The organism is Burkholderia sp. BC1 (assembly GCF_052683555.1).
The window spans coordinates 1-22,249 of sequence record NZ_JBQYLP010000040.1 but is presented as its reverse complement, the minus strand read 5'-3'; the positions used below and the strand labels follow the sequence as shown (position 1 = coordinate 22,249).

Genomic DNA, 22,249 nt, shown 5'->3' with positions numbered 1-22,249 from the left:
TACACATATCCGCGACGTTCGCTCGTCCGGCCCGGACGGTGCGGCGCGCCGCCTTCGTCGCCGGTGTCGGCCGACCGATTCGCGCGCGCCCGTACGGCAACGCGACGTTTCCGCGTCGATTCCCTCGGCTTCGCGCGTCAATGCATCGCGCGTCCTTTCGCCTGACGATCTTTTACAGTCGCTTAGGCAACCTACACGAACCGCGGGCGACAAGCTCGCCAATCGCCCGGCCGTCGCGGCTGCGATGCCCGCCGCATCGGCATCGGCGCCGGTATCCGGCCGCCGGCGCTCGTCCGATGCCGTCCTGCATGCGCCCCTCGCGGCCCGCCATGCATGCGCGCCGGACCGCTAGCCGCCCGCATCGCGCTGATTTATTATCGGCCCCATATCGCGGAGCCGCCGTCGGGCGACGGTCCGCGTTGCGCCGCGCCCGGCCTCCCCTCATCGTCGAGCTCGTCACCTCATGAGAAAAACAACGCCGCTGCGCGTCGCCGCCATCCTGGCACCCGCCATGCCGCTCGCCGGCTGCACCTCGCGCGGCGCCCCGTCCTTCGCGCTGTTCGGCGCGTACTTCCCGCTCTGGCTCGTCAGTGCGATCGTCGGCGTCATCGGCGCGATCGTCGCGCACCGCGTATTCGTCGCGACCGGTTGGGCCACCGTCGTGCCTTATCAGTTGGCCGTCTGCACCGCGATCGGCCTCGTGATCGCCGTGATCGTCTGGCTCGCCGGCACGGGGCCGTTCGCATGAAGGCCGCCGGACTCACCCGCCCGTCCGCGAAGGGCCGCGCGATCGCGCTCGCGATCGTCGCACTCGGCATCGCGGCCCTCGCGTACGCGTATCACCGCACCACCGCCTACCCGTCCACCGACGACGCGTCGATCGACGCGGACGTCGTGCACGTCGCGTCGCCCGTCGGCGGACGCATCGTGCGGCTCGCGGTGCACGAGAACCAGCGCGTCGCAAAAGGCGACCTGCTCTATGAAATCGATCCGGTGCCGTACCGGCTCGCCGTTGCGCAGGCACAGGCCGACGTCGAACTCGCGCGCGCGTCGCTCGACACGCGGCGCCGCTCGCTGATCGGCGAGCGCTCGAATGCGGCCGTCGCGGCCGAGCAGGTCAAGCGCGCGAAGCAGAATCACGATCTCGCGACGCGCGACGTCGAGCGGCTCGCGCCGCTCGCGGCGCAGGGCTATGTCAGCGCGCAGCAGTTCGACCAGGCCAAGGTCCGGCAGCGCGACGCGGCCGTGTCGCTCGCGCAGGCGCAGGAGCAGCAGCGCGCGTCCGCGCAGACGATCGGCGACGAAGCCGACGCGATCGCGACGCTGCATGCACGCGAAGCCGCGCTGGCCCGCGCGCAGCACGCCCTCGAGGACACCGTCGTGCGCGCGCCGCACGACGGGCTCGTGACGGGCCTGACCGTGCTCGCCGGCGAAACGCTCGCGCCGAACCAGTCGATCTTCACGCTGATCGATGCGCGCGAATGGTTCGCCGTCGGCAATTTTCGCGAGACGTCGCTGAACCGCATCGCCGTCGGCGACTGCGCGACCGTCTATTCGATGATCGACCGCGGCCGCCCCATGACGGGCAAGGTCGTCGGCATCGGCGCCGGCATCGCCGACAGCGATCGCATCAACCTGCCGCGCTCGCTGCCGATCGTGCAGCGTTCGGTGAACTGGGTGCATGTCGCGCAGCGCTTCCCCGTGCGCGTGAAGCTCGACGAACCCGACGCGGGGCTCGTGCGCGTCGGCGCCAGCGCGATCGTCGAGGTCCGGCATGGCGCAGCCTGCCGCTGAGGTCCGCTCGCCGGGCCTGCGCGAAGTCCTGCGACTGCTCGCGCCGTTTCCGGGACGCACGGCGATCGCCGTGCGCGTCGCGCTGATCTGCACGCTGACCGTGCTCGTGACGAGCGCGTACGGCACGCCCGAGGCCGCGCTGTCCGCGTACGTCGTGTTCTTCATGATCCGCGCCGACCGCGTGACGAGCATCGTGCTCGAGGTCGCGCTGCTGCTGATCGTCACGATCGTGATCGCGCTCGTGCTCGGCATCGCGATCGTCAGCATCGACTATTCGATCCTGCGCGTCGCCTGCATGGTCGTGATGTCGGTCGGGCTGCTGTACCTGACGTCGGCCAGCAAGCTGCGCCCGGTCGGCGCGATTCTCGCGATGATCGTCGGCTTCGGGCTCGACGAACTCGGCCTCGCGCCGTTCGGCGAAGCGGCGACGCGCGCGCTGCTCTATATCTGGCTGACGGTCGCGATTCCGGTCGGCGTCGCGATCGTCGTCAATCTGCTGATCGCACCGTCGCCGCGCAAGCTCGCGCTCGCGCAGCTCGCCAAGCGGCTGCGGCTCGCCGCGCGGCGACTGCGCGGCGACGACGACGCGCGCGCCGGTTTCGACGCCAGCCTGCGCGAAGGCGACCAGCAACTGCTGACCTGGCTCAAGCTGTCGAAGCTCGAAGGCTCGTCGTCCGCCGCCGACATCCTCGCGCTGCGGCAGGCCGTTGCATCGAGCACCGCGCTGCTCGTCGCAGTCGCGCTCGCCGATCGCGAAGCGGATGCGCGGCTACCCGACACGTTCGCGGCACCGATCGCCGCCACGCTCGACGAGATGGCCGCCATCCTCGAACGCGGCGGCTATCCCGTCGACATCACGCTCGCGCTGCCGCCGACGGACACGCTGCCGCCGCTCGCGCGCGTCGCCGCAGCGGACCTGCACGCGGCGATCACGCGCTTCGCCGAGCCTGATGCAACCGCCGGCACGCCACAGGTCGATACCGCAAAACCGACCGCCCCGTCCGACGAACCGTCCGCAGCGCCACGCGGCGGCTTCTTCCTGCCCGACGCGCGCACCAATCCGGACCACATCCGCTACGCGCTGAAAACGACGGCCGCGGCGATGTTCTGCTATCTGCTGTACTCGCAGCTCGACTGGTCGGGCATCCATACCTGCTTCATCACCTGCTACATCGTGTCGCTCGGCTCGACGGCCGAAACGGTCGAGAAGCTGACGCTGCGGATCGCCGGCTGCATCGTCGGCGCGCTGCTCGGCACTGCCGCGCTCGTGTTCGTCGTGCCATCGCTGACGTCGATCGGTCAACTGATGATGCTCGTGTTCGTCGGCGCGTGGCTGTCCGCGTGGGTCGCGTTCGGCTCGCCGCGCATCGCCTACGCAGGCTTCCAGATCGCATTCGCGTTTTTCCTCTGCGTGATCCAGGGCGCCGGGCCGGGCTTCGATCTGACGATCGCGCGCGACCGCACGATCGGCATCCTGCTCGGCAACGTCGTCGTGTATCTCGTGTTCACGCGCATCTGGCCCGTCAGCATCGGCAAGCAGATCGACGTCGCGCTCGCGGCGCTGCGCGAGCAGTGGCGACGACTCGTGCAGGTCGCGCAGCCGGCGGAGCGGCGCACACTCGCGGCCGAGGCATTCGCGCGCCACGGCGCGATCGCGCAGGAACTCGGCCTCGTTCACTACGAACCGTCGTGGGTGCGACCGAGCGCGGCCTGGCTCGATTCGCGCCGACGCGTGCTGGCCGAGCTCGGCGCGCTCGAAGGTCCGCTGTTCCTGCTCGCCGAGCGTGCGCCGGGCGACGCGGCGATCGGCACGCGGCTCGCGCGCGTGGCCGAATTGCGCGACGACGAAGCGACGCCGGCCGCACACGATGCGCGGGAAGAAGCAAGCCCGACGGCGGCCGACGCGCCTTCGTCGTCACGACCGGCCGCGCAGCCCGTGCCGAACGCCGAGCGTGCGCCTGCGCCTGGGCTTGGGCCGCACCCCGCCGCGCCGCCCGACCCCGCGCGCGACGCACTGCTGAACCTCATCGACGCGCGGCTCGCCGCCATCGCCGACGCCGCGCGCCAAGCCACTTCGAAGGAGTCTGCCGCTCATGCGCCGACCTGAACCGCCGGCCGCGTCGATCGTCGCAGCCGCCCTCGCAAGCGCCGTCGTGCTGGCCGGCTGCGCGACCTCGTCGATCGATCTCGCTCCCGACGCATCCGACCGCCCGTGGCAGCCGCAGACGTCAGCCGCGGGCGAGATCCTCGCGGCGCCGCCGCACGCGTCCGCGACGCCGCACGACTACACGCTGCCGGCCACGCCCGCGCTCGCGTCGGTGTCGCCGCCGGCCGCGCTCGATGCCGCGCACGCGTACACGCTGCCCGAACTGATCGACCTCGCGGAATCGACCAACCCGCTGACGCGCATCGCGTGGAACGACGCGCGCAACGCGGCGCTCGCGGTCGGTATCGCGAAGGCTGCCTACCTGCCGCAGCTGTCGGCGACCGCGATGGGCGCGTACCAGACCGGCCACGGTTCGACGTCGACAGTCCTCGGCGACGCGTCGAGCGACACCACCGTGCACGGCACGATCTCCGCGCTGTCGCTGCAATGGCTGCTGTTCGACTTCGGCGGTCGCGCGGCGCGCGTCGAGGCGGCCGAACAGGCGTCGATCGCGTCGAACGTCGCGTTCACGGCCGTGCACCAGCAGGTGATCCACGATGTGACCGTCGCCTACTACCGCTACGAAGCCGCGCGCTCGCGCGCGCTCAGCGCGCAGCAAGGGCTCGCGAACGCCGATGCGATCCTCGCGGCATCGCGCGCGCGGCTCCGGCAGGGCGTCGGCACCGTCGTCGAGCTCGCGCAGGCCACGCAGAATCGCGCCCAGGCGAACCTCGCGCTCGTGCAGGCGCGCGGCGCCGAAAGCGACAGCTACCTCGCCCTCGTCTCCGCGCTCGGCATTTCGCCGTTGTCGAAGCCGACCATCGCCGCGCTGCCCGCGCGGCCGCTGCCGCCTGCGCTCGGTTCATCGGTCGATGCCATCGTCGCCGATGCGATCGCACGCCGCCCCGACCTGCAGGGCGCGTATGCGCTCGAGAAGGCCAACCGCGCAAAGATCAAGGCCGCCGAGGCCGCGTTCATGCCGAAGGTGTTCCTGTCCGCGTCGACGTCGTATTCGAGCGGGCACACGGCCGTCTCCGCACTGCCCGCGATCGGTGACCAGGCGCCGACCGTGAACCTGAACGGCAGCCGCTACGGCGCGGGCGTGTTCGTCGGCGTGACGATTCCGCTGTACGACGGCGGCCTGCGCTCGGCCGTGCTGATGCAGGCGCACAACGACGCGCGAAGCGCAACCGAACGGCTGACGCGCACGAAGGAAGAAGCCGTGCGCCAGGTCGTCGCCGCGCAGAACGCGGTGCAGACGAGCCTCGCGTCGCACGATGCCGCGAAGGCGCTCGTCGATGCCGCGCAGACGAGCTACGACGCGGCACTGACCGCGTACCGCAGCGGCGTCGGCTCGATCACCGATGCGACGCTCGCGCAGAGCCAGCTACTTGCCGCGCGCAACGCCGAGGTCGACAGCTATGCCGGCGCGCTGTCGGCGGCCGCCGCGCTCGCGCTCGCGACGGGGACGATCGGTTCGGCGCAGTGACGCCCGCGGCCCACAACGGCCTGCCCGCGTTCCGCCGTCGCGACGGTTGACGCCCGCGCGCGCCGCCCACTAGAATGCCGCGCATTCTCCCTTCAGGAACCATCGTGGACAGTTGCAGCACTCCGTTGCGTGCGCCACTTGCCGCCTGAACGCCTGTCCGCCGCAGTTTCCTGCCCCGGCTCGCGTTCCGCGAGCCTCGCACGCCTACCGTTTCACACTGAACGACGCATTCGCGCAGTACAGTACCGCGCGATGACGGCCGTCGTCGCGCCGCCGCGGCGCGGGCCGGCATGCGCCCCTTGCACGGCAGGACAATCATGACTTTCGATTTCGCACTCCGACTTTTTACTGCGTTCGCCTGCGGCGTCGCGATCGGCCTTGAACGCCAGATGCGCCAGCGCACGGCCGGCCTGCGCACGATCACGCTCGTCGCGAGCGGCGCGTGCCTGTTCGTCACGCTCGGCGTGCTGACCGGCAACGGCGTCGCGGGCGTCACGCAGATCGCCGCGTACGTCGTGTCCGGCGTCGGCTTTCTCGGCGGCGGCGTGATCATGCGCGACAAGGGCTCGATCCAGGGCATCAACACGGCCGCGACGCTCTGGTGTTCGGCTGCCGTCGGCGTGCTGTCGGGCTCCGGTCATTACGTGCCGGCGCTGGCCGGCACGGGCGTCGTGCTGCTCACCAACACGGTGCTGCGCGGCGTCAGCCAGGCGATCAACGCGACGCCCGTGTCGAACGCCGACCTCGTGCGCGAATACCAGATCACCGTGATCTGCCTCGCCGCCGACGAGGTGCATATCCGCACGCTGCTGTCGAATTCGATGTATGCGAAGCCGCTGTCGTTCCAGAGCCTGACGAGCGAGGACGTGCCCGATCAGCCGGACCGGCTGAAGGTAACCGCGACGCTGAAGCTGCATCCGAAGGATCAGCAGAAGCTCGAGCAGATCGCGAGCCGGATGAGCATGGAGAAGAGCATTTCCAGCGTGAGCTGGACCGCGAAGGAAGCGGAGCCGATGATGGAGTGACCGGTGTCGGCGCGCGAACGTGCGACGCGCGTCGCCCTGCGGACGCGAGCGGCGCAGCGTGCCGCTCGGCCGCGTCAGGGCGTATCGATGAGTCCCGCCGAAATCGCCTTCACGACGGCCTGCTCCTTGTTCGTCGCGCCGAGCTTCTCGAGGATGTTGTTGACGTGGAAGTTGACCGTGCGCTCGGAGATGCAGAGGATCTGGCCGATCTCGCACGCGGTCTTGCCTTCGGCGGTCCAGCACAGCACCTCGCGCTCGCGCGCGGTCAGCGCGACGCGCGCCTCGGGCGACAGCTTCGGCACCATGAAGCGGCTCATCAGCGAATGCGAGAGATTCGCGAGCCAGTTTGTCTGCAGCGTCAGCATGTTGATCTCGGCGGGCGTCAGCCGATCCGCGTGGCGCGCGATGCTGAGCAGGCCGAATGCGCCGCGCGCCGCCCAGCTCGACTGCGCGACGCCGACCGACAGCCCGAAATCGCGCGCGTCGCGCCACAGCGGACACGGCTCGATCTTGTCGACGTCGGGCCAGACGATCATGTTCGTGCTCAGCGCGCCGTCGCGCACCGTCGAATCGATCTCGATGTAGTTCTGCGCCTGATAGTGCGCCATCCAGCCGTCGGGATAGGTGTCGAAGATCGCGACCGCCGGCTTCGACACGGGCAGCGGCACACGGATGCCGTAGCAGCAGTATTCGAAGCCGAGCCGTTTCGAATAGGCGGCGATCCGCTGGAAGAGCTGCTGCTCGTCTTCCGCGGCGCTGAATTCATCGTAGGCATCCTGCCAGCGCAGTTCCATTCTTTCTCCGACAACGTCACGCTGTCATACTTGTCAGGTTCCAGCACCGATCGGCGCCTGATACATTCCAACGCATGACTTCTTCTTTGCTGCATGCGGTCCGCGGTCCGTCTCCGGACGGCTATGTGCGCCTGTCAGAAAGCGCACTGGCCGCGCTCGCGCTCGACCACGTCGCAAGCGCCCTCGATCCTGCACTGCTCGCCGAACTGCGCGATAGCGCGATCGACGCGCGTCTCGCCGGCTATACCGAATGGCAGCGCCCGGCCGGCCCCGGCGTCGCGTACGTGACGGTCGGCTGGGACTGGTATCTCGAACGCGCATCGGGCACGTTCGTCATCGTCGACGGCGACGTGCGCAGCAACGCGATGGGCGTCGACGCGAGCGGCGCCGACATCGGCATGCGCGGCACCGCGGCCGCGCTCGCGGCACGGCTCGCGTCCGTCGACTGGGCTGCCGCCGTCGCGGCCGCGATTCTCGGGCGCGACCCCGCCCATCATGCCGGTCCGGCGCTGCAGTGACAACCGCTGCATTCTTCTGACGTTTCCGCGATTCCGGCGCTCTTTATAAGCAAAAGCGCGCGCGTTTTCAATCCCGCCCCACGGGAAACCGTTACCGCGTCGAAATTGGCGTTTCCGCGCCGCAATACTGTAAGAGTTACCAGTTACCGCCGCCTCGGGACGCGCGCTGTAATGCACGCATACCAAAACACATCCGAGGACATCATGCAGACCTTCGTTCACGAGGGAAGGCAGTTGCCGATCGCCCAGGCGACGGAGCTCGCGCGCTATCGGCATCGCGTCTTCGTCGAGCAGCTTGGCTGGACGCTGCCGTCCGCGGACGAAGGAATCGATCGCGATGCGTTCGATCACGACGACACGGTGTACGTCGTCGCGCGCGACGGCAGCGGCGAGATGTGCGGATGTGCGCGGCTGCTGCCGACGACGCGTCCGTACCTGCTCGAAACGCTGTTCGCCGATCTGATCGCGCCCGACCTGCCGCTGCCGCGCTCGGCCGCGGTGTGGGAGCTGTCGCGGTTCGCCGCGAGCGACGCCGACGGCGGCGCGTCGGGCGCCGATTGGGCCGTGCGGCCGATGCTCGCGGCAGTCGTCGCGTGCGCTGCCGAGCGCGGCGCGCGGCAGCTGATCGGCGTGACGTTCGCGAGCATGGAACGACTGTTTCGCAGGATCGGCGTGCACGCGCACCGCGCGGGGCCGCCGAAGCAGGTGGACGGGCGTCTGGTCGTCGCCTGCTGGATCGACCTCGATCCGCAAACGTTTGCCGCACTGGGAATCGAGCCGGAGCGCATCGCCCGGCCCGCCATTGCCGCCTGATCCGGAACGCGCGTGTCCGGCCGGGCGGCATCGTAACGAAGGAGAAACCACGTGGACCAGTCTCAGGTCTTTCGCGCGATGATGCCCGGATTGACGAGCGCCGACGGCGCGCGCATCGCAATCGCCTATCCCGCGTATGCGCGGGCGCTGCCGCTCGTGCGGCTCGACCGCCGCGGGCTCGTGTTTCGCGCCGCCGGCGCCGCGCCGCTCGTGTGCGGCCTGCCGCGCGCGGCGACGCTGCTCGTCGCCGACGAGCCGCTCTGCTCGCTGCGCGTCGTGATCCGCGACGTCACGCCCAGCGGAGACGGCCGTCACGACCTGACCATGCAGCCGTCCGGCGCGGCCGGCGACGAATTGCTGTGGCACGCGCTGCGGGACCGCGCGCCGTACCGGCGTATCCAGCAGCCGCTCGCGCCGGTCGATGTCGCCGCTGCCGGCGACGCGCATGCGCCCGCCGACGACGTGCCGCGCCCGTCACGCAGCGCCGCGTTCCGGCTCGCGTGCCGCAGCGACGCGCTGTTCTTCGCCGACTGGATCGAATATCACTTCGACGAACTGCGCGCGCTGTCGCAGCAGCATGGGCCGCAGCTGAAGCTGAACGAGGTGAAACGGCAGGTTTCCGACGACGAGGTCGACGTCCGTTTCGTCTACGACGTCGAAGGCCATGCGACGCGGCACGTGCTCAACGACTGCGCGCGCGAAGCCTGTACGTGGATCGAGACCGAAATGCGCGACAAGTACGCGCTGCCGATCGCGCAGGAACGGTTCGGCTCGCACGGCGGCCATGTGCACGCCAGCGCCTGAACGCGCGGCAAGGCCGCACGTTGCACGGATACAACAGCGCGTCGGCGGGTCTTGCCCGCTTCAGGGTTTTCCCTTAAATTGACGTCTGTCTCCTCCATGTCTCCAAACATGGTTTCGGCCCGCTCCAGCAGCGGGCTTTTTTATTGCCCGCGCGCCGGCTCGATGCGGCACCGGCGGCGGCAAGCCGCCCCACCGCTGCGCCGTCGTCAGGCGCTTGCGAGCGCGATGCGCGCCACTTCGGCAAAGTACCGCGCGCCCAGCGGCAGGATGTCGTCGTTGAAGTCGTACTTCGCGTTGTGCAGCGGCACGCCGCCGCGCTCGCCCGCGCTCCCGTTGCCGATGAAGATGAAATTGCCGGGGACGACCTGCAGGAACGCGCCGAAGTCTTCCGAAATCATCATCGGCGGCACGTTCGCGTCGACGTGCTGCGCGCCCGCGACGCGCGTCGCCGCCGCCACCGCGACCTCCACGTATTCCGGCGAATTGACGGTCGGCGCGAACTCGTGGGTGTACGCGAATTCGCATTCGACGCCATGCATCCGGCAGATTCCCTCGCTCACTTCGCGCATCCGCGTCGCCAGCAGGTGCTGCACCTCAGGCGAATAGCTGCGCGTGTCGCCCTTGATCGTTACGGTCGACGGAATCACGTTGCGCAGCCCGTCGGTCAGGATCTCCGTACACGAAATCACCGCGGGCAGGCTCGGATCGAGATTGCGCGAAATGATCGTCTGCAGCGCGAGCACGATCTGCGCCGCGATCACGATCGGATCGACGCCCATATGCGGGCGCGCCGCATGCGTGCCGCGCGCATTGATCCGAATCACGAAGTTGTCTTCGCTCGCCATGATGCCGCCTGCACGCGTCGAGAAGGAGCCGGCCGGCATCCCGGGCATGTTGTGCGCGCCGAAGATGGCGTCGATCGGAAAGCGCTCGAACAGCCCGTCGGCCATCATCGCCTTTGCGCCGCGACCGTGCTCTTCCGCCGGCTGAAAAATGAACCGCACGGTCCCGTCGAAATCGCGTTGCTCGGCGAGCAAGCGCGCCGCGCCGAGCACCATCGCCATATGGCCGTCGTGTCCGCATGCATGCATCTTGCCCGGCACGCACGACGCATGGGCGCGCGCGGGTACGTTCTCGACGATGTTCAGCGCGTCCATGTCGGCGCGCAATCCGATCGCGCGCGGACTCTCGCCCACCTTCAGATTGGCGACGACGCCGGTGCCGCCGATGCCGCGATGCACGTCGAGCCCGAAGCTTTCCAGAAGCGCCGCGACGTAGTCGGACGTCGCGACTTCCTCGAAGCCCGTCTCGGGATGGCGGTGAAAGTGATGCCGCCAATGTTTCAACGTCGATTGCAGTGTGCTTTCCATGTTCGCGCTATCCGTCAAATCGCCGAATGGAACCGGCGCCGGCCGCGCACTTGCGTCGCCCGATACGCGCGGACCTTCTGAGCCCGACACGCCCGCGTCACGTTGACGCCGCGTTGTCGCAAAAATAATATTTCATCGCACGTCGAATTTCGGCGCATTCTTGGCCGCCGTTTTGCAAGAAAATTTCGCCCCTCCACCCCGCTACCCCGATGCTAGACAACTACGATCTGAAGCTGCTGAGCGAGCTCCAACGCGACGCCGATACGCCGCAAAGCGAACTTGCCGCACGCGTGAACCTGTCGCCGGCGGCCGTGAACCGCCGGTTGCGGCGGCTCGCCGACGAAGGCGTGATCGACCGCTATACGGCGATCCTCGCGCCCGAGAAGGTCGGCTACCCGCTGACGATCGTCACGATGATCGAAGTCGAAAGCGAACAGATCGACCTGCTCGATACGATGAAGCGCACGTTCGAAGCGTGTGCGCAAATCCAGCAGTGCTACTACGTCGCGGGCGAATGGGACTTCGTGCTGATTTTCTCCGTGCGTCACATGGAGGAGTACAACGACCTGACACGGCAGCTGTTCTTCGCCAACAACAACGTGAAGCGGTTCAAGACGCTCGTGACGATGAGTCGCGTGAAGGCGGGGCTCGAGATTCCGATCGGCCCCACGACCTGACGCGCGGCCGACTCAGACGTGAGTCGCCGCCCGGCTCGCCGCGCCGGCCGCCCAGGCCGCCTGTCGCGCCAGCACCGCGTCGGCCGTCTCGCCGACCAGTTCGCGATACGTGTCGGGCGCCGTCGCACCTTCCGTATTCACGACCAGCACGCGCGAATCGCGATCGAGCCCGACGCGCGTGGCCTGCGCGCGGTCCTTCAGCAACCCGGCGAGGCCGGCGAGCCCCGCGGCACCCGACTCGCCTGCAACGATCGGCACGTCGCCGTCGCGGCCTGTCGCCAGCACGCGCATTGCATCGATCGCATCGGCGTCGGCGATCGTCATGAAGTCGTCGACGGCCGGCTGCAGGAATCGCCACGCAAGCGGCGACGTCTCGCCGCACGCGAGCCCGGCCATCACCGAATCGACGGAGCCCGTCGCGCGCGACGGTTTGCCGGCGAGCGCGCTCTGGTACAGACAATCGGCCTGCTGCGGCTCGACGACGACGAATCGCGGCCGATGCGCGCCGTGAAACTCCCATAGATAGCTGACGATGCCCGCCGCGAGACCGCCGACGCCGCCCTGCAGCAACACGTGCGTATAGGCCGGCCGATCGGGTCGGGCGCCGCTCTGCTCGACGATCTCCGCGGCGACGGTGCCGTAGCCCTGCATCACGTCGCGCGGAATGTCTTCGTAGCCGTCGTACGACGTATCGGACACCACGTGCCAGCCGTTCAGCGACGCGAGCCGCGCGGCTTCCTCGACCGATGCGTCGTAGTTGCCTTCGATCCGGACGATCTGCGCGCCATACGCAGCGATCGCCTGCTCGCGTTCGATGCTGACGTTCGCATGCAGCACGATCACGCATCGGCAGCCGAGCGTCTGTGCAGCGGCCGCGAGCCCTTTGCCGTGATTGCCATCCGTTGCGCTGACAACGGTAAAGCCTGCGAGCAGCGCGCGATAGCGGCCGTCGAACAATGCGCGCGGATCGAGATCGTGCGCCGGCCACAGCCGAAGAATCAGGCGCACGAGCGCGCTCGGCGCGCCGAGCGCCTTGAAGCTGCCGAGCATCGAGCGCACGGACTCGTCCTTCACGCTCAGGCTCGCGATACCCGACGCCGCGGCGAGCGCAGGCAACGTGCGCAACGGTGTAGGCGCCGGCGCAATCTTGTCCCAGCAAGCCAGCCACGCGCGGCTCTGCTCCGCTTTCTCGATGCTCAGGATGCGCTTCAGCGCGTCCGGGTATGGCGCGCGCGTTGCGCGCGGATTGGCGATCAACATGTCGTGAAGTTCCAGCGATGAAGGGTTGGGATAAGGCGACGCGTTCGGCGCGATCACGCGGCCGCGAGACGATCGAGCACGACGTCGAGCAGCAGACGGGCGCCGTCGACGAGCTGGCTGTCGTCCGTATGTTCGCGCGGGTTGTGGCTGATGCCGCCGCGGCTCGGCACGAAGCTCATCGCGGCTGGCGCGATGCGCGCGATCATCTGCGCGTCGTGGCCGGCGCCGGACGTCATTCGGCGATACGAAAAGCCGCGGCGCGCAGCGGCTTTTTCGATTGCGTCGACGAGCGCGGCATCGAACACGACCGGCTCGAAACGCGCGAGCCGCTCGGTCGAAATCTGCACGCCTTCGCGTGCCGCGAGCTGCTCGAGATGGTCGGCGAGACGCTGCTCCGCTTGCTGCAGCCGCTGCTCGTCGGGGTCGCGCAGGTCCACCGTCAACACGGCCTTGCGCGGAATCACGTTGATCACGTTCGGTTCGATGCGCAGCATGCCGATCGTCGCGAGCGTCGTACCGGACGACACCGCGAGCTCGCGCAGAAACGTCGCGATCGCAGCCGCGACCCAGCCTGCATCGTGGCGCAGATGCATGGGCGTCGTGCCCGCATGGTTTGCGTTCCCCTGTACGGTGATCTGCTGCCACGAAATGCCCTGCAGGTTCTCGACGACGCCGATACGGACGTTCTCCGCCTCGAGGATCGGCCCCTGCTCGATATGCAGCTCCAGATACGCATGTGGGACGATCGCGCCCGGTTCGAGGTCGCCGGCATAGCCAATGCGCGCGAGCTCGTCGCCGAGACGCGTGCCGTCGATGCCGATCGTGTTCAGCGCGTCGTCGATCGACAGGCCGCCCGCATGGACGAGCGAGCCCATCATGTCGGGCTGATAGCGGATGCCTTCCTCGTTCGTAAAGGCGGCGACCGTGATCGGACGCGCCGGCTCGATGCGCGCGTCGCGAAACGCGCGCGCGACTGCAAGACCGGCGAGCACGCCGTAGCAGCCGTCGAGCGCGCCGGCGTTCTTTACGGTGTCGATATGCGAGCCGATCATCAGCGGCTGCCGGCCCGCGGCCGCCGGGCCGGCGTGCAGCGTGCCGAAGATGTTGCCGATGCGGTCGATGCGGACGTCGAGGTCCAGCTCGCGCATCCACGCGACGACGCGGTCGCGGCCCGCGCGCTCGTCGTCGGTCAGCGCGATGCGCGTGCGGCCGCCGAGTTCGCGGTCGGCGCCGATCTCGCCGAGCTCGCGCAGTTGACGCAGAAGGACTGCGCCGTCCAGTTGCAGCGACGTCTTCATTCCGTGCTTCCGTCAAAAAGCACCGCGCCGGGTGGCGCGGGTGCGTGGAAGCAATGTTATTTCGGGTGGCGTGGGATTTTTGCTCGTTGTGATGGGGTGCTGTGCAAGGTTCTTGCGTTTTTGCGGGGTGTTTGCAAGGGGTGGTGGGATGCGATGACGCGCGACACTCTCAGACCGCTATCCCGACGTCCACCGCGACGATGATTCCGTGCTCGACCCACGTCTGCCAGTTGCGCTCGAAGTCGAAACCGGCGTCGCGCGCGAGCGCGGCGGCGTAGGCATCGCCGATCGTGGTGCCGTCGCGCAGATCTGACAGCATCGCAAATGCGTACCGCGATACCGCGATTACCTCCGGCATCCATTGCGGCCGGGCGACGATCATCCACTGCGGTCGGTCGACGTCGTCCGGATCGAACGCCTGACCGGACGCATGGAACGCGAGCCAGCGATCCGCAGCACGCGTCGACGTGTGAAGCAACTGCACGGCCGGATGAAGCCGAACCGAGCAATGCGCCAACGTGTCGCGCGTACATTGCGCCCATGGGTCCGGCAGTCGCGTCGTCGCGTCCGCGGCAAAACAGGCGCGATGGACCAGCCACTCGAGACGCGCGACGTCGGCGAGATGGCGACAGGTCGCCGTCGGCGGCCACGACTCCAGCAATTCGGCCATGCGGCTGCCGAACCGATTCAGATCGCCGGACCGAACCGGATCGGCGATTCCGTATTCACGCGACAGCGTCAGAAAGAAGTCGTCGCCCATCAGACTGCGCAGCACGGGATACGCGCAGGCCAGTACGCGGTGCCACGTGCGCCATAGTCGAGCCCGGTAGCGCGCGACGCGCTCGCGGTTGTTGGTTTCGTCGCCGACCAGCGCACCGAGCAAACGCTGTTCGGCATCCGGGTGCAGCAGCGACGTCACGAATTCGAGCTGCACGTGCTTCAGCCGCTCGCTCATCGCGCCCTCCTCGAGGCGAACGCATCGGCCACGTTTCTCGCCGTCGCGGCTTCGTCCAGAAGAATCGCGATCGGCGGAACGTCCGCGTCGCATTCGATCAGCGTCGACACGGTGCCGAATCGCTCGACGGCATAGCCGTAAAGCTGCCACACATCGGTCGGCACTCGGCGACCGCGATGGTTCGCGTCCGCATGATGCCGGCATCGGTACGCGCGCACATGGAGCTCCCTGACGGCATCTACCGGAAACCGCCCGAGCGCCTCGAACGCATCTTCACCATGGTTGCACTGATTCACGTAGAGGCTCGTGACGTCGACGAGCAACGCACATCCCGTTCTTCCGACAAGTTCGGAAATGAAGTCTGTTTCCGTCATCTCGTCCTGTCGAAACGACACGTCGCGTGCGACGTTCTCGATCAACACGGTGCGCTTCAATGCGTGCTGCAAGCGGTCGACGTTCCGCGCGACCACGTCGAGCGACTCGGACGTGAGCGGCAACGGCAGCGACTCGTGCAAGCGGCGTGTGAGCGCGACCGACCAGGACAAGTGCTCGGACACGAGCGCCGGCTGGAATCGATCGACCAGCGATGCGACACGCTCGAGATGGCCGGCATCCAGCGGACCGGCCGAGCCGATGCTGAGCCCGACACCGTGGAAACTCAACGGATAGTCGCGCCGCACCTGCTCGAGCACATGAAGATCGTAGCCGCCGGCGCCGAGATAATTTTCGGTATGGACCTCGAGCCAGTCGACGGGCTGCGCTGCAGCCAGAAAGTCACGATAGTGGACGTCGTGAAGACCGACGCCCACGCCGAGATCGCGATCGATCCGTGCCGCAGCGTCCGCACGATCGCGCGCCGATTCGGGCAAAGCCTGTTCTGTTGCCATATTGCGTGATGTCTCCTTGACTGACGGATGCGTCGCGACCCTGGTCGATGATGCGATGGACGGCTTGCCGCCCGACGAGACGCGTCGACGTGACGCGCTCATGTTTCAGCGCCTTCTGACGCGATCGACGGGGGAAATAGACCGGCGACTGCAGAAGCCAGAATCATCCGATCGTGGTTGATCGGCACATGCGAACCCCTCACGCGCGGGCGAAACACGGCATCGCCGGGCCGTATCGACACACCCGACAGCATGCATACGGCGCTCGTGCGTGCAAGACCGATGCGCCAGACTTGGTCCGTGTAGTGGCCCATGCAGGGATTGCTCCAGCTGATGCTGATCATCGTCGGCGACAGTTGCTCGACGGTCGAGATATGCAGCGGCGAGGGGGCGTTTTCCATGATCGTGGACGTGTCAGCGAGATGCTGTCGGCAAGCCGAGCACGTCGCCGGCCTGGATGATCAGCATCGCCAATCTTTTTATCGACGGCGCACCGTTACGATCGCGTCGACTTCCCGCCGTGCCGAAGATTCGTCGCACAATCGCCCGATCCAACGACGCGCGCAACGAACGACGCGCGATGGTCTTTTCGTCGTCGGGCACGCGTCCGGCGCGCTTCGTCGGCGCGAAAACAGTCATCCGAGAATGCGCTTCGATCCCATTTTCATGCGTGCACCGACGCCGCTTTTCATGCGCTCCGCCCTTACATCCGGGGCCGCGATCGTGCGAAGATTCTGTGCGATCGATGACACGGATAGTAGAACCAAGATTTCCCATTTTTGTGTGTACCAAGCGGATGAATCGAGATTTTGAAATTCAGCTCGACCGGACGGCGAAGCTGTCCCTGGCAGAACAAATCCACACCAGTATCAGCAGAGCGATAGAGTCAGGCTTGCTCGCCCCCGGCACACGCCTCCCTTCATGGCAAGACCTCGCAGCGCAGCTCGGCGTCGCGCGCGGCACCGTGCAATCCGCGTACGAGCGCCTGTCCGACGCGCAAATGATCGAAACCTTCGGCGCCAGAGGGACGCGCGTTGCGCCACGATCGCGCGTCGTGCTGTCGCGGCCGCAAGTGCCGCCGGTCGGCGCGTTCATGAAGGCCTACGACGAGATGAACGCGGGGCCTGCGATCTTCCAGCTCGGCATTCCGGCGTTCGAAGGGCTGCCGGAGAAGCTGTTCTCCCGTTCGCGCTCGTCGAACCTGCTGAAGGCCGGATCCTTGTCGTCGTTGCTCTATCCCGATCCGCGCGGCGAGCTCGAACTGCGCACCGAGATCGCCGCGAATCTGGCGATCACGCGCAACTTTCACTGCCACCCCGAGCAGGTGTTCGTCACGTCGGGCTATGTGGCCGGCCTGGGGCTGGCGCTGCGCGTGCTGGGCATCGACGGCAAAAAAGTCTGGATGGAAGAGCCGGGATTCATGGTCACGCGCAAAGGACTCGAGCTCGCGCGTCTTAAGCTCGTGCCGGTGCCGGTCGATGCAGACGGCATCAACGTCGATTACGCACTCGCGAAAGCACCCGACGCCGCACTGGCCGTCGTGACACCCGGTCAGCAGGCGCCGCTCGGATCGACCCTCTCGTTGCGACGGCGTCTCCAGATGCTCGAATGGGCACGCACGAATCATGCATGGATCATCGAAGACGACTACCTCGGCGAGCTGCAGCTGCAAGGCCGGCCGGCACCCGCAATGGCGTCCCTCGACGAAGGCAAGCGCGTGATTCATGTCGGCTCCTTCAGCAAGACCATCAGCCCGGCGCTGCGGCTCGGCTTCGTCGTCGCGCCTATCGAACTCGTCAATGCGTTCTCTGAAGTCACCGCAACGCTCGCCCCTGCGCCGTCGCCGGTAATCCAGCTCGCAACCGCCGAATTCATGCGGCGCGGCCACTATATCCGGCGCGTGCGTCGGCTCAAGCGCCTTTATTCCGCACAGCGCGACGCACTCTGCGATCAGCTGAGAATGCGCAACGCGGAATGGATAACGGCCGGCCTATCCGTCCTGCTCAGGCTTCCCGATGGCGCGCCCGACACGAAAATCGTCAGGGACGCGATGACGGTCGGCATCGCGCCGTCGCCGCTGTCCGCGTGGTTCGCGACGCCTTCCTGGACGAGGCCCGGCCTTCTGCTCAGCGTCGCGACCGCACCCGAACAGCACGTGGCGACGTCGTGCCGCCGGCTGTTCGACATCATCGAACGCCACTGCGGAAAGGCGCGGTAGCGACCGGTCGCCTGCGATCGCGGCAGGCGGTCTGCGCCGTCCGCCGCGCTTCACCCCATCGGTTCCCGCGCGCGATGCGTCTCGGCCGTAACCGGTCACTGCCGGTCGATGCCGGGCTCCGCGCTTCGCACAGATGCGACGAGCAGACAAAGCGACGCGGCGAGCAGCACCAGGTCCTTGAGCAGGAACTGGCCAGGCAGCGCCGAGATCGCCGGAAAGCCGCCGGCCGTCGCTTCCGCGACACCCGGTGTGCTCAGGAAAAACGTCAGCGTGATCAGATAAGTCGCGGCCGACATCGCCGCACCCAGCGCCGACAGCACGGGCTGGAACGCCCCGGCGATCAGCGCCGCAGCCGTCGAGAGTTCGAGCACGCCGATCACGTTGCTTGCGCCCTGAACGCCGAACGACGCGTTCAGCCAGCTCATGATCGGGCTGTTGACGACGAACGGTGCGATGCCGTTGGCTTCATATCCCGTGAACTTCATGCCGCCGAACCACAGAAAGATGACGACGAGCGCCCATCGGAGCAGCGCAAGAAGCGACAGCGACCCAACACCCTTTTCAGCGATCTGCAGATGGAACTGATTTGCACGCGTGCTCATATTCGATATCCGATTCAAGTGAGAACTGACTTCGTTGGCGAGAAATTTCACGCGCGGCCGCTCGAGCGATCGCACGTTTGCGACACGCGCCGACCTACGGACCAGCGCGGCGTTGCGTTGTCGAGTCAAGGAGCGAACAGGAAACGGCCGTGTTGCGCCGTTTCGTCATCGGTGCGAACTGACGCTATGGAAAGAAGGTGGGCGACGTTCCGTCGAGGCGTTTGAAAACCTTGGCGACGACTGCGATCGCAACGGCCAGCGAGATGTCGGCGAGGCTCGCGGAAGCCGTCGTACCGGCTATCTGGAGCACGTCGACCAAGTTTGCGGCCACGACCGCGCGCAAGGCAGCGAACGGTTTGCCGACACGCGGCCGTGCGCACTTGCCGGTGCGCACGTCGCGCGTCGCGGCAAGCGACCCGAGGGCTGGACTGGCGATGCGGTTCATGGCGTGCCTCGTTCGTCAGTGGGCTAGGAGTCTCCACTTTAGAGGCCGCCATTACGGATTTCGAGACTGCGTGGGCTCAACAACATGCCCGAAAGGATCAAACGCCGGCACGGTCCATTCGACGCCACGTGCCGCGTGCAAGGCGCGCTATTCCCCTTCGTTCGCGAGACGCCGCCATTGTCCGGGCGTCATCCCCATCTTGTCGGTGAACACACGCCGGAATGCCGCGACCGACCGATAGCCGATCGCCTCGGCCACGGCCTCGGTGCTCATCGTCGGCTTCTTCAGCTCGTTTGCGGCCAGCGTCATCCGGATGTCCGTGAGCAGGTCCGTGGCCGAGCGGCCGAGTTTGTCCTGGAAGTGCCGCATGAAGGTTGCGCGCGACATGTTGCAGAGCGCGGCCAGCTCGGGCAGGCTCCACGGTCGCGCGGGGTCGGCGAACATTGCCGAAATGGCCGGCGCCAGCCGCGGATGACCGGCCAGCGCAAGCAGCCCCGCCGGCGCCTGCCCCGATTCGCTCGCCGCGCGCAGCACGAGCGTGAACAGTGCCGAAGTCAGCGCATTGAGGATCGCGTATCCGCCCGGCTTCTCGCCGGCCGACTCCATGCGCATCAACGCGACGAGACTGGCGAGCTGGTTCGACGCAGAGCCGTTGCCGCTACCGTCGCCGTCGTCGTCGCCGCCATCCGCGGAGCGCACGGTCAGTGTCGTCGGCAGGTAGTCGCGAATCAGCCGATCATGCGGCGGCCGGATGAAGAAGCGTCCGCACAGCATGTCCAGGCGTTCGCCCCGACCGTCGTTCTCGCTGAGCATCCATCCGGCGAAACCCGCGCGATTATGCGTGCGGCCCGGCGTATGGCCGCTGCCATCGTGCAGCACGTGCGCGGCACCGTGCGGCAACAGCACGATGTCGCCGCTCGCCAGCTCCCTGACCGTCCCGGACTCGGTATCCTCGAGCACAGCACGCCCCTCGAGCACGACGTGGTACGGAATCTCGTGTGCGGCCGATCGATCCCACGCAACCTGCCACGGCGCACCGTACACGCAGCGGACCTCCACCCGGCCGGTGACGGTGATCATTTGCAGAAGATGGCTCAGCCAGTCGATGTCGGACATGGAATTTCAAAACCGGAAGCGTTCACGCGGTTCGGGCATTTTATGGCGGTTTCGCGCGACCGTACGCGCGTGCGATAGCGCCTTCGACGGCACGCGAATGAGTCAGACGAATCGCTTCCTGTACTGGACGAAATCCGACCGCTCGGCGACGCGATCGTAAAGCTGCATCGCCTGACGGTTCGTCTTGTGCGTCAGCCAGTACACGCGCGGTACGCTGCGACACATCGCGTCGCCATAGACGTGCTCGATCAGCGCGCGGCCGGCGCCGCGACCGCGCGCGTCGTTCGCAACGAACAGGTCCTGCAGATAGCAGTAGTCGTCGGTCGTCCACGTCGATCGGTGATACAGCCAATGCACGAGACCGAACACCCGTTCACCGGCGACCGCGAGCGCGGCATGCATCGGCTCGGACGGATCCATAAAGCGCGCCCACGTCGCCTGCGTCACGGCGTCCGGAATATCGACTTCATAAAAGCGCTGATAGTCCTTCCACAACGGATACCAGACGTCGAAATCGCCGCGCTCGACCGGTCTGATGTCGACGCGCGGCAGCGAGCCCGCCCGATCGTGCGCACGGCGCAGCCACGCATCCAGACCGATACGGCCGACACGCGCTGCGCGCGACGGCACCAGCGAATCGTGCTGGAGCCGTCCGCCGAAATATCGCGCATCCGCATCCTTGGCGACGCTTCGCCGGTCGCCGACGGAGTTCAGATAGCGCGCGACGATGTCGTCGAACGGCGCCCGCTCGGGACCCGCGATTTCGACGATCCCGTTCCCCGGCGTCGCGAGCGCCACTTGCGCGACGATGGCCGCGACGTCGTCGGCCGCAATCGGTTGAAGCAGCGCCGGCGGCAGTCTGACGACGTCGCCGTCCGTATGCGCGTCTGCGATCCCGCGCAGGAACTCGAAGAACTGCGTCGAGCGAACGATCGTATACGGGATGCCCGATGCCTCGACCTGTTTTTCCTGGGTCATCTTCGCGCGGTAATAGCGCTGATCCGGCACGCGGTCGGTACCGACGATCGACAGCACGACATGGTGCCGCACGCCCGCCGCCGCTTCCGCCGCAAGCAGGTTGCGACCGGCCGTCTCGAAGAATGCCTGCACGGCCGCTGCGTCGGACGAGCGCCTGTCCGACAGATCGATCACGACGTGTGCGCCGGCGACGGCTGCGTCGAGGCCGGCGCCCGTGAACACGTCGACACCCCGTTTGCGCGACGCCGCTACCACTTCGTGTCCGTGCGCCTGCAGAACGGCAACCGTCTTCGCGCCGATCAGGCCGGTGCCACCGATCACGACTATCTTCATGATTGCCGCTCCCTGTTCATTGCCCCGACACGGCCGCCCGAATCACCGACACGTCGATTGCCGCGAGCGCCCGCTCGATTGCAGACGCCGTCTGGTCCGGCGACAGAAACGCGGTACCCTGCACCGGAAGAAACTGCAGCGAGTTCAACCCGATGCAGCCGAATGCGGCCGACAGGTACGGCGTCAGGAAATCCGGCTGATTCGCGCGTTCGCCGCTAAAGACGCCACCGGCAGCGATGCCGATGAACACCGGACGATCGCGGAGCAAGCCGATCTTGCCGGTCGGCGTCGACTTCATCGTCCGCCCGACGCGCAGCACGTGATCGATCCACGTCTTGAAGCCCGACGGAATCGTGAAGTTGTTCATCGGCGTACCGATCGCGATCACGTCGGCCGCCTCGACGTCCCGAATCAGCGCTTCGGAGAGCGCGAGCGCCGCCTGCGGCGGGTTGGCCAACGTCGCGGGCGTCGAGAGCGCAGTCGCATAACCCGACGTCGCGTGTGGCAACGGAACGGCACCGAAGTCGCGCCGGCTGATGCTCGCGCCCGGCGAAATCTCGAGCAGCTTCGCGACGATCGCCGCCGACAGCTGGCGGCTGTACGATTCCGCTCGCGGGCTGAAATCAATATGAAGAATGTTCATGCGATCGATTCCAATCGTTCCGTCAGCTCGCGGCCACCTGCAGCCCGCGCTGCACCGCCGGGCGCGCGAGACCGCGCTCGAGCC

The 22,249-nt window shown here is 67.3% G+C and carries 23 protein-coding genes; 10 read left to right on the top strand and 13 right to left on the bottom strand.

What is annotated here, in order from left to right; genetic code table 11:
• The first annotated feature begins 463 nt into the window (after positions 1–463).
• The 5 genes from ACSHSS_RS19490 to ACSHSS_RS19470 all read left to right on the top strand — a co-directional run bounded on the left by ACSHSS_RS19490 (position 464) and on the right by ACSHSS_RS19470 (position 6,454).
• Complete coding sequence (locus ACSHSS_RS19490; protein ID WP_012216800.1) at positions 464–748, top strand: hypothetical protein; 285 nt, start codon at positions 464–466, stop codon at positions 746–748.
• Positions 745–1,794, top strand: a complete 1,050-nt coding sequence (mdtN, locus tag ACSHSS_RS19485) for a multidrug transporter subunit MdtN (protein ID WP_445545408.1) — start codon at positions 745–747, stop codon at positions 1,792–1,794. The genes ACSHSS_RS19490 and mdtN overlap by 4 nt, the downstream gene beginning before the upstream one ends.
• Positions 1,775–3,901, top strand: coding sequence for an FUSC family protein (locus ACSHSS_RS19480; RefSeq protein WP_445545407.1), 2,127 nt, complete (start codon positions 1,775–1,777; stop codon positions 3,899–3,901). The genes mdtN and ACSHSS_RS19480 overlap by 20 nt, the downstream gene beginning before the upstream one ends.
• The gene (locus ACSHSS_RS19475; protein ID WP_445545406.1) at positions 3,888–5,429 is read left to right on the top strand and encodes a TolC family protein; all 1,542 of its coding nucleotides are present in this window, start codon (positions 3,888–3,890) and stop codon (positions 5,427–5,429) included. The genes ACSHSS_RS19480 and ACSHSS_RS19475 overlap by 14 nt, the downstream gene beginning before the upstream one ends.
• 317 nt (positions 5,430–5,746) lie before the next feature.
• Complete coding sequence (locus tag ACSHSS_RS19470) at positions 5,747–6,454, top strand: MgtC/SapB family protein (RefSeq protein ID WP_006396758.1); 708 nt, start codon at positions 5,747–5,749, stop codon at positions 6,452–6,454.
• A 74-nt stretch (positions 6,455–6,528) separates the two neighbouring features.
• On the opposite strand, the gene ACSHSS_RS19465 is transcribed toward ACSHSS_RS19470, so the two are convergent.
• Positions 6,529–7,248: an autoinducer binding domain-containing protein gene (locus tag ACSHSS_RS19465; protein WP_445545405.1), complete on the bottom strand. Its 720-nt coding sequence runs from the start codon at positions 7,246–7,248 to the stop codon at positions 6,529–6,531.
• 74 nt (positions 7,249–7,322) lie between these two features.
• On the opposite strand from ACSHSS_RS19465, the gene ACSHSS_RS19460 reads away from it, so the two are divergent.
• The 3 genes from ACSHSS_RS19460 (at position 7,323) to ACSHSS_RS19450 (ending at position 9,383) form a co-directional block, all read left to right on the top strand.
• Entirely contained in the window at positions 7,323–7,766 is a 444-nt protein-coding gene (locus ACSHSS_RS19460) for a DUF4902 domain-containing protein (protein ID WP_445545404.1), read from the top strand.
• A 204-nt stretch (positions 7,767–7,970) separates the two neighbouring features.
• Positions 7,971–8,579 carry an acyl-homoserine-lactone synthase gene (locus ACSHSS_RS19455; RefSeq protein WP_012467962.1) on the top strand — a complete coding sequence of 203 codons (609 nt, stop codon included), beginning with the start codon at positions 7,971–7,973 and terminating at the stop codon, positions 8,577–8,579.
• Positions 8,580–8,630: 51 nt separating this feature from the next.
• Positions 8,631–9,383 carry a hypothetical protein gene (locus ACSHSS_RS19450; RefSeq protein ID WP_445545403.1) on the top strand — a complete coding sequence of 251 codons (753 nt, stop codon included), beginning with the start codon at positions 8,631–8,633 and terminating at the stop codon, positions 9,381–9,383.
• A gap of 206 nt (positions 9,384–9,589) precedes the next feature.
• Here ACSHSS_RS19450 and ACSHSS_RS19445 read toward each other — a convergent pair whose 3' ends face one another.
• Entirely contained in the window at positions 9,590–10,753 is a 1,164-nt protein-coding gene (locus ACSHSS_RS19445; RefSeq protein WP_445545402.1) for a M20 aminoacylase family protein, read from the bottom strand.
• A gap of 209 nt (positions 10,754–10,962) precedes the next feature.
• Between ACSHSS_RS19445 and ACSHSS_RS19440 the strand changes: the two genes are divergently transcribed.
• Positions 10,963–11,430: an Lrp/AsnC family transcriptional regulator gene (locus ACSHSS_RS19440; RefSeq protein ID WP_059843026.1), complete on the top strand. Its 468-nt coding sequence runs from the start codon at positions 10,963–10,965 to the stop codon at positions 11,428–11,430.
• A gap of 12 nt (positions 11,431–11,442) precedes the next feature.
• Here ACSHSS_RS19440 and ACSHSS_RS19435 read toward each other — a convergent pair whose 3' ends face one another.
• From ACSHSS_RS19435 to ACSHSS_RS19410, 6 genes are all read right to left on the bottom strand, one after another.
• Positions 11,443–12,690: a diaminopropionate ammonia-lyase gene (locus tag ACSHSS_RS19435; protein ID WP_445545401.1), complete on the bottom strand. Its 1,248-nt coding sequence runs from the start codon at positions 12,688–12,690 to the stop codon at positions 11,443–11,445.
• 53 nt (positions 12,691–12,743) lie between these two features.
• Positions 12,744–13,988, bottom strand: coding sequence for a Zn-dependent hydrolase (locus tag ACSHSS_RS19430; protein ID WP_445545400.1), 1,245 nt, complete (start codon positions 13,986–13,988; stop codon positions 12,744–12,746).
• A gap of 169 nt (positions 13,989–14,157) precedes the next feature.
• On the bottom strand, positions 14,158–14,943 hold the full coding sequence (locus ACSHSS_RS19425) for an HvfC/BufC family peptide modification chaperone (protein ID WP_445545399.1): 786 nt from the start codon (positions 14,941–14,943) through the stop codon (positions 14,158–14,160).
• On the bottom strand, positions 14,940–15,830 hold the full coding sequence (locus ACSHSS_RS19420) for a DUF692 domain-containing protein (RefSeq protein ID WP_445545398.1): 891 nt from the start codon (positions 15,828–15,830) through the stop codon (positions 14,940–14,942). Before ACSHSS_RS19420 ends, ACSHSS_RS19425 begins: the two co-directional genes overlap by 4 nt.
• Positions 15,831–15,928: 98 nt before the next feature.
• The gene (locus tag ACSHSS_RS19415; protein ID WP_012216787.1) at positions 15,929–16,231 is read right to left on the bottom strand and encodes a DUF3331 domain-containing protein; all 303 of its coding nucleotides are present in this window, start codon (positions 16,229–16,231) and stop codon (positions 15,929–15,931) included.
• Between the two features lie 13 nt (positions 16,232–16,244).
• Positions 16,245–16,469, bottom strand: coding sequence for a hypothetical protein (locus ACSHSS_RS19410; protein ID WP_445545397.1), 225 nt, complete (start codon positions 16,467–16,469; stop codon positions 16,245–16,247).
• A 157-nt stretch (positions 16,470–16,626) separates the two neighbouring features.
• Between ACSHSS_RS19410 and pdxR the strand changes: the two genes are divergently transcribed.
• Positions 16,627–18,048 carry a MocR-like pyridoxine biosynthesis transcription factor PdxR gene (gene pdxR, locus ACSHSS_RS19405; protein ID WP_445545423.1) on the top strand — a complete coding sequence of 474 codons (1,422 nt, stop codon included), beginning with the start codon at positions 16,627–16,629 and terminating at the stop codon, positions 18,046–18,048.
• A 95-nt stretch (positions 18,049–18,143) separates the two neighbouring features.
• Here pdxR and ACSHSS_RS19400 read toward each other — a convergent pair whose 3' ends face one another.
• The 5 genes from ACSHSS_RS19400 to ACSHSS_RS19380 all read right to left on the bottom strand — a co-directional run bounded on the left by ACSHSS_RS19400 (position 18,144) and on the right by ACSHSS_RS19380 (position 22,165).
• The gene (locus tag ACSHSS_RS19400; protein WP_012467965.1) at positions 18,144–18,650 is read right to left on the bottom strand and encodes a YkgB family protein; all 507 of its coding nucleotides are present in this window, start codon (positions 18,648–18,650) and stop codon (positions 18,144–18,146) included.
• A 184-nt stretch (positions 18,651–18,834) separates the two neighbouring features.
• A complete protein-coding gene (locus ACSHSS_RS19395) occupies positions 18,835–19,095 on the bottom strand; it encodes a hypothetical protein (protein WP_445545396.1) in 261 nt (86 codons plus the stop codon).
• A gap of 147 nt (positions 19,096–19,242) precedes the next feature.
• Entirely contained in the window at positions 19,243–20,211 is a 969-nt protein-coding gene (locus ACSHSS_RS19390) for a cupin domain-containing protein (RefSeq protein ID WP_445545395.1), read from the bottom strand.
• A 102-nt stretch (positions 20,212–20,313) separates the two neighbouring features.
• Positions 20,314–21,522, bottom strand: coding sequence for a GNAT family N-acetyltransferase (locus ACSHSS_RS19385; RefSeq protein WP_445545394.1), 1,209 nt, complete (start codon positions 21,520–21,522; stop codon positions 20,314–20,316).
• A 16-nt stretch (positions 21,523–21,538) separates the two neighbouring features.
• On the bottom strand, positions 21,539–22,165 hold the full coding sequence (locus tag ACSHSS_RS19380; RefSeq protein WP_445545393.1) for an FMN-dependent NADH-azoreductase: 627 nt from the start codon (positions 22,163–22,165) through the stop codon (positions 21,539–21,541).
• Positions 22,166–22,249: the final 84 nt, after the last annotated feature.

What these genes read in the sequence shown, in the direction of transcription:
- ACSHSS_RS19410 (WP_445545397.1), bottom strand. Translation starts at nt 16,469, where the DNA reads ATGACTGTTTTCGCGCCGACGAAGCGCGCCGGACGCGTGCCCGACGAC.
- ACSHSS_RS19480 (WP_445545407.1), top strand. Translation starts at nt 1,775, where the DNA reads ATGGCGCAGCCTGCCGCTGAGGTCCGCTCGCCGGGCCTGCGCGAAGTC.
- ACSHSS_RS19395 (WP_445545396.1), bottom strand. Translation starts at nt 19,095, where the DNA reads ATGAACCGCATCGCCAGTCCAGCCCTCGGGTCGCTTGCCGCGACGCGC.
- ACSHSS_RS19445 (WP_445545402.1), bottom strand. Translation starts at nt 10,753, where the DNA reads ATGGAAAGCACACTGCAATCGACGTTGAAACATTGGCGGCATCACTTT.
- ACSHSS_RS19440 (WP_059843026.1), top strand. Translation starts at nt 10,963, where the DNA reads ATGCTAGACAACTACGATCTGAAGCTGCTGAGCGAGCTCCAACGCGAC.
- ACSHSS_RS19435 (WP_445545401.1), bottom strand. Translation starts at nt 12,690, where the DNA reads ATGTTGATCGCCAATCCGCGCGCAACGCGCGCGCCATACCCGGACGCG.
- ACSHSS_RS19475 (WP_445545406.1), top strand. Translation starts at nt 3,888, where the DNA reads ATGCGCCGACCTGAACCGCCGGCCGCGTCGATCGTCGCAGCCGCCCTC.
- ACSHSS_RS19425 (WP_445545399.1), bottom strand. Translation starts at nt 14,943, where the DNA reads ATGAGCGAGCGGCTGAAGCACGTGCAGCTCGAATTCGTGACGTCGCTG.
- ACSHSS_RS19380 (WP_445545393.1), bottom strand. Translation starts at nt 22,165, where the DNA reads ATGAACATTCTTCATATTGATTTCAGCCCGCGAGCGGAATCGTACAGC.
- ACSHSS_RS19465 (WP_445545405.1), bottom strand. Translation starts at nt 7,248, where the DNA reads ATGGAACTGCGCTGGCAGGATGCCTACGATGAATTCAGCGCCGCGGAA.
- ACSHSS_RS19470 (WP_006396758.1), top strand. Translation starts at nt 5,747, where the DNA reads ATGACTTTCGATTTCGCACTCCGACTTTTTACTGCGTTCGCCTGCGGC.
- mdtN (WP_445545408.1), top strand. Translation starts at nt 745, where the DNA reads ATGAAGGCCGCCGGACTCACCCGCCCGTCCGCGAAGGGCCGCGCGATC.
- ACSHSS_RS19430 (WP_445545400.1), bottom strand. Translation starts at nt 13,988, where the DNA reads ATGAAGACGTCGCTGCAACTGGACGGCGCAGTCCTTCTGCGTCAACTG.
- ACSHSS_RS19490 (WP_012216800.1), top strand. Translation starts at nt 464, where the DNA reads ATGAGAAAAACAACGCCGCTGCGCGTCGCCGCCATCCTGGCACCCGCC.
- ACSHSS_RS19390 (WP_445545395.1), bottom strand. Translation starts at nt 20,211, where the DNA reads ATGTCCGACATCGACTGGCTGAGCCATCTTCTGCAAATGATCACCGTC.
- ACSHSS_RS19420 (WP_445545398.1), bottom strand. Translation starts at nt 15,830, where the DNA reads ATGGCAACAGAACAGGCTTTGCCCGAATCGGCGCGCGATCGTGCGGAC.
- ACSHSS_RS19385 (WP_445545394.1), bottom strand. Translation starts at nt 21,522, where the DNA reads ATGAAGATAGTCGTGATCGGTGGCACCGGCCTGATCGGCGCGAAGACG.
- ACSHSS_RS19460 (WP_445545404.1), top strand. Translation starts at nt 7,323, where the DNA reads ATGACTTCTTCTTTGCTGCATGCGGTCCGCGGTCCGTCTCCGGACGGC.
- pdxR (WP_445545423.1), top strand. Translation starts at nt 16,627, where the DNA reads ATGAATCGAGATTTTGAAATTCAGCTCGACCGGACGGCGAAGCTGTCC.
- ACSHSS_RS19455 (WP_012467962.1), top strand. Translation starts at nt 7,971, where the DNA reads ATGCAGACCTTCGTTCACGAGGGAAGGCAGTTGCCGATCGCCCAGGCG.
- ACSHSS_RS19415 (WP_012216787.1), bottom strand. Translation starts at nt 16,231, where the DNA reads ATGGAAAACGCCCCCTCGCCGCTGCATATCTCGACCGTCGAGCAACTG.
- ACSHSS_RS19400 (WP_012467965.1), bottom strand. Translation starts at nt 18,650, where the DNA reads ATGAGCACGCGTGCAAATCAGTTCCATCTGCAGATCGCTGAAAAGGGT.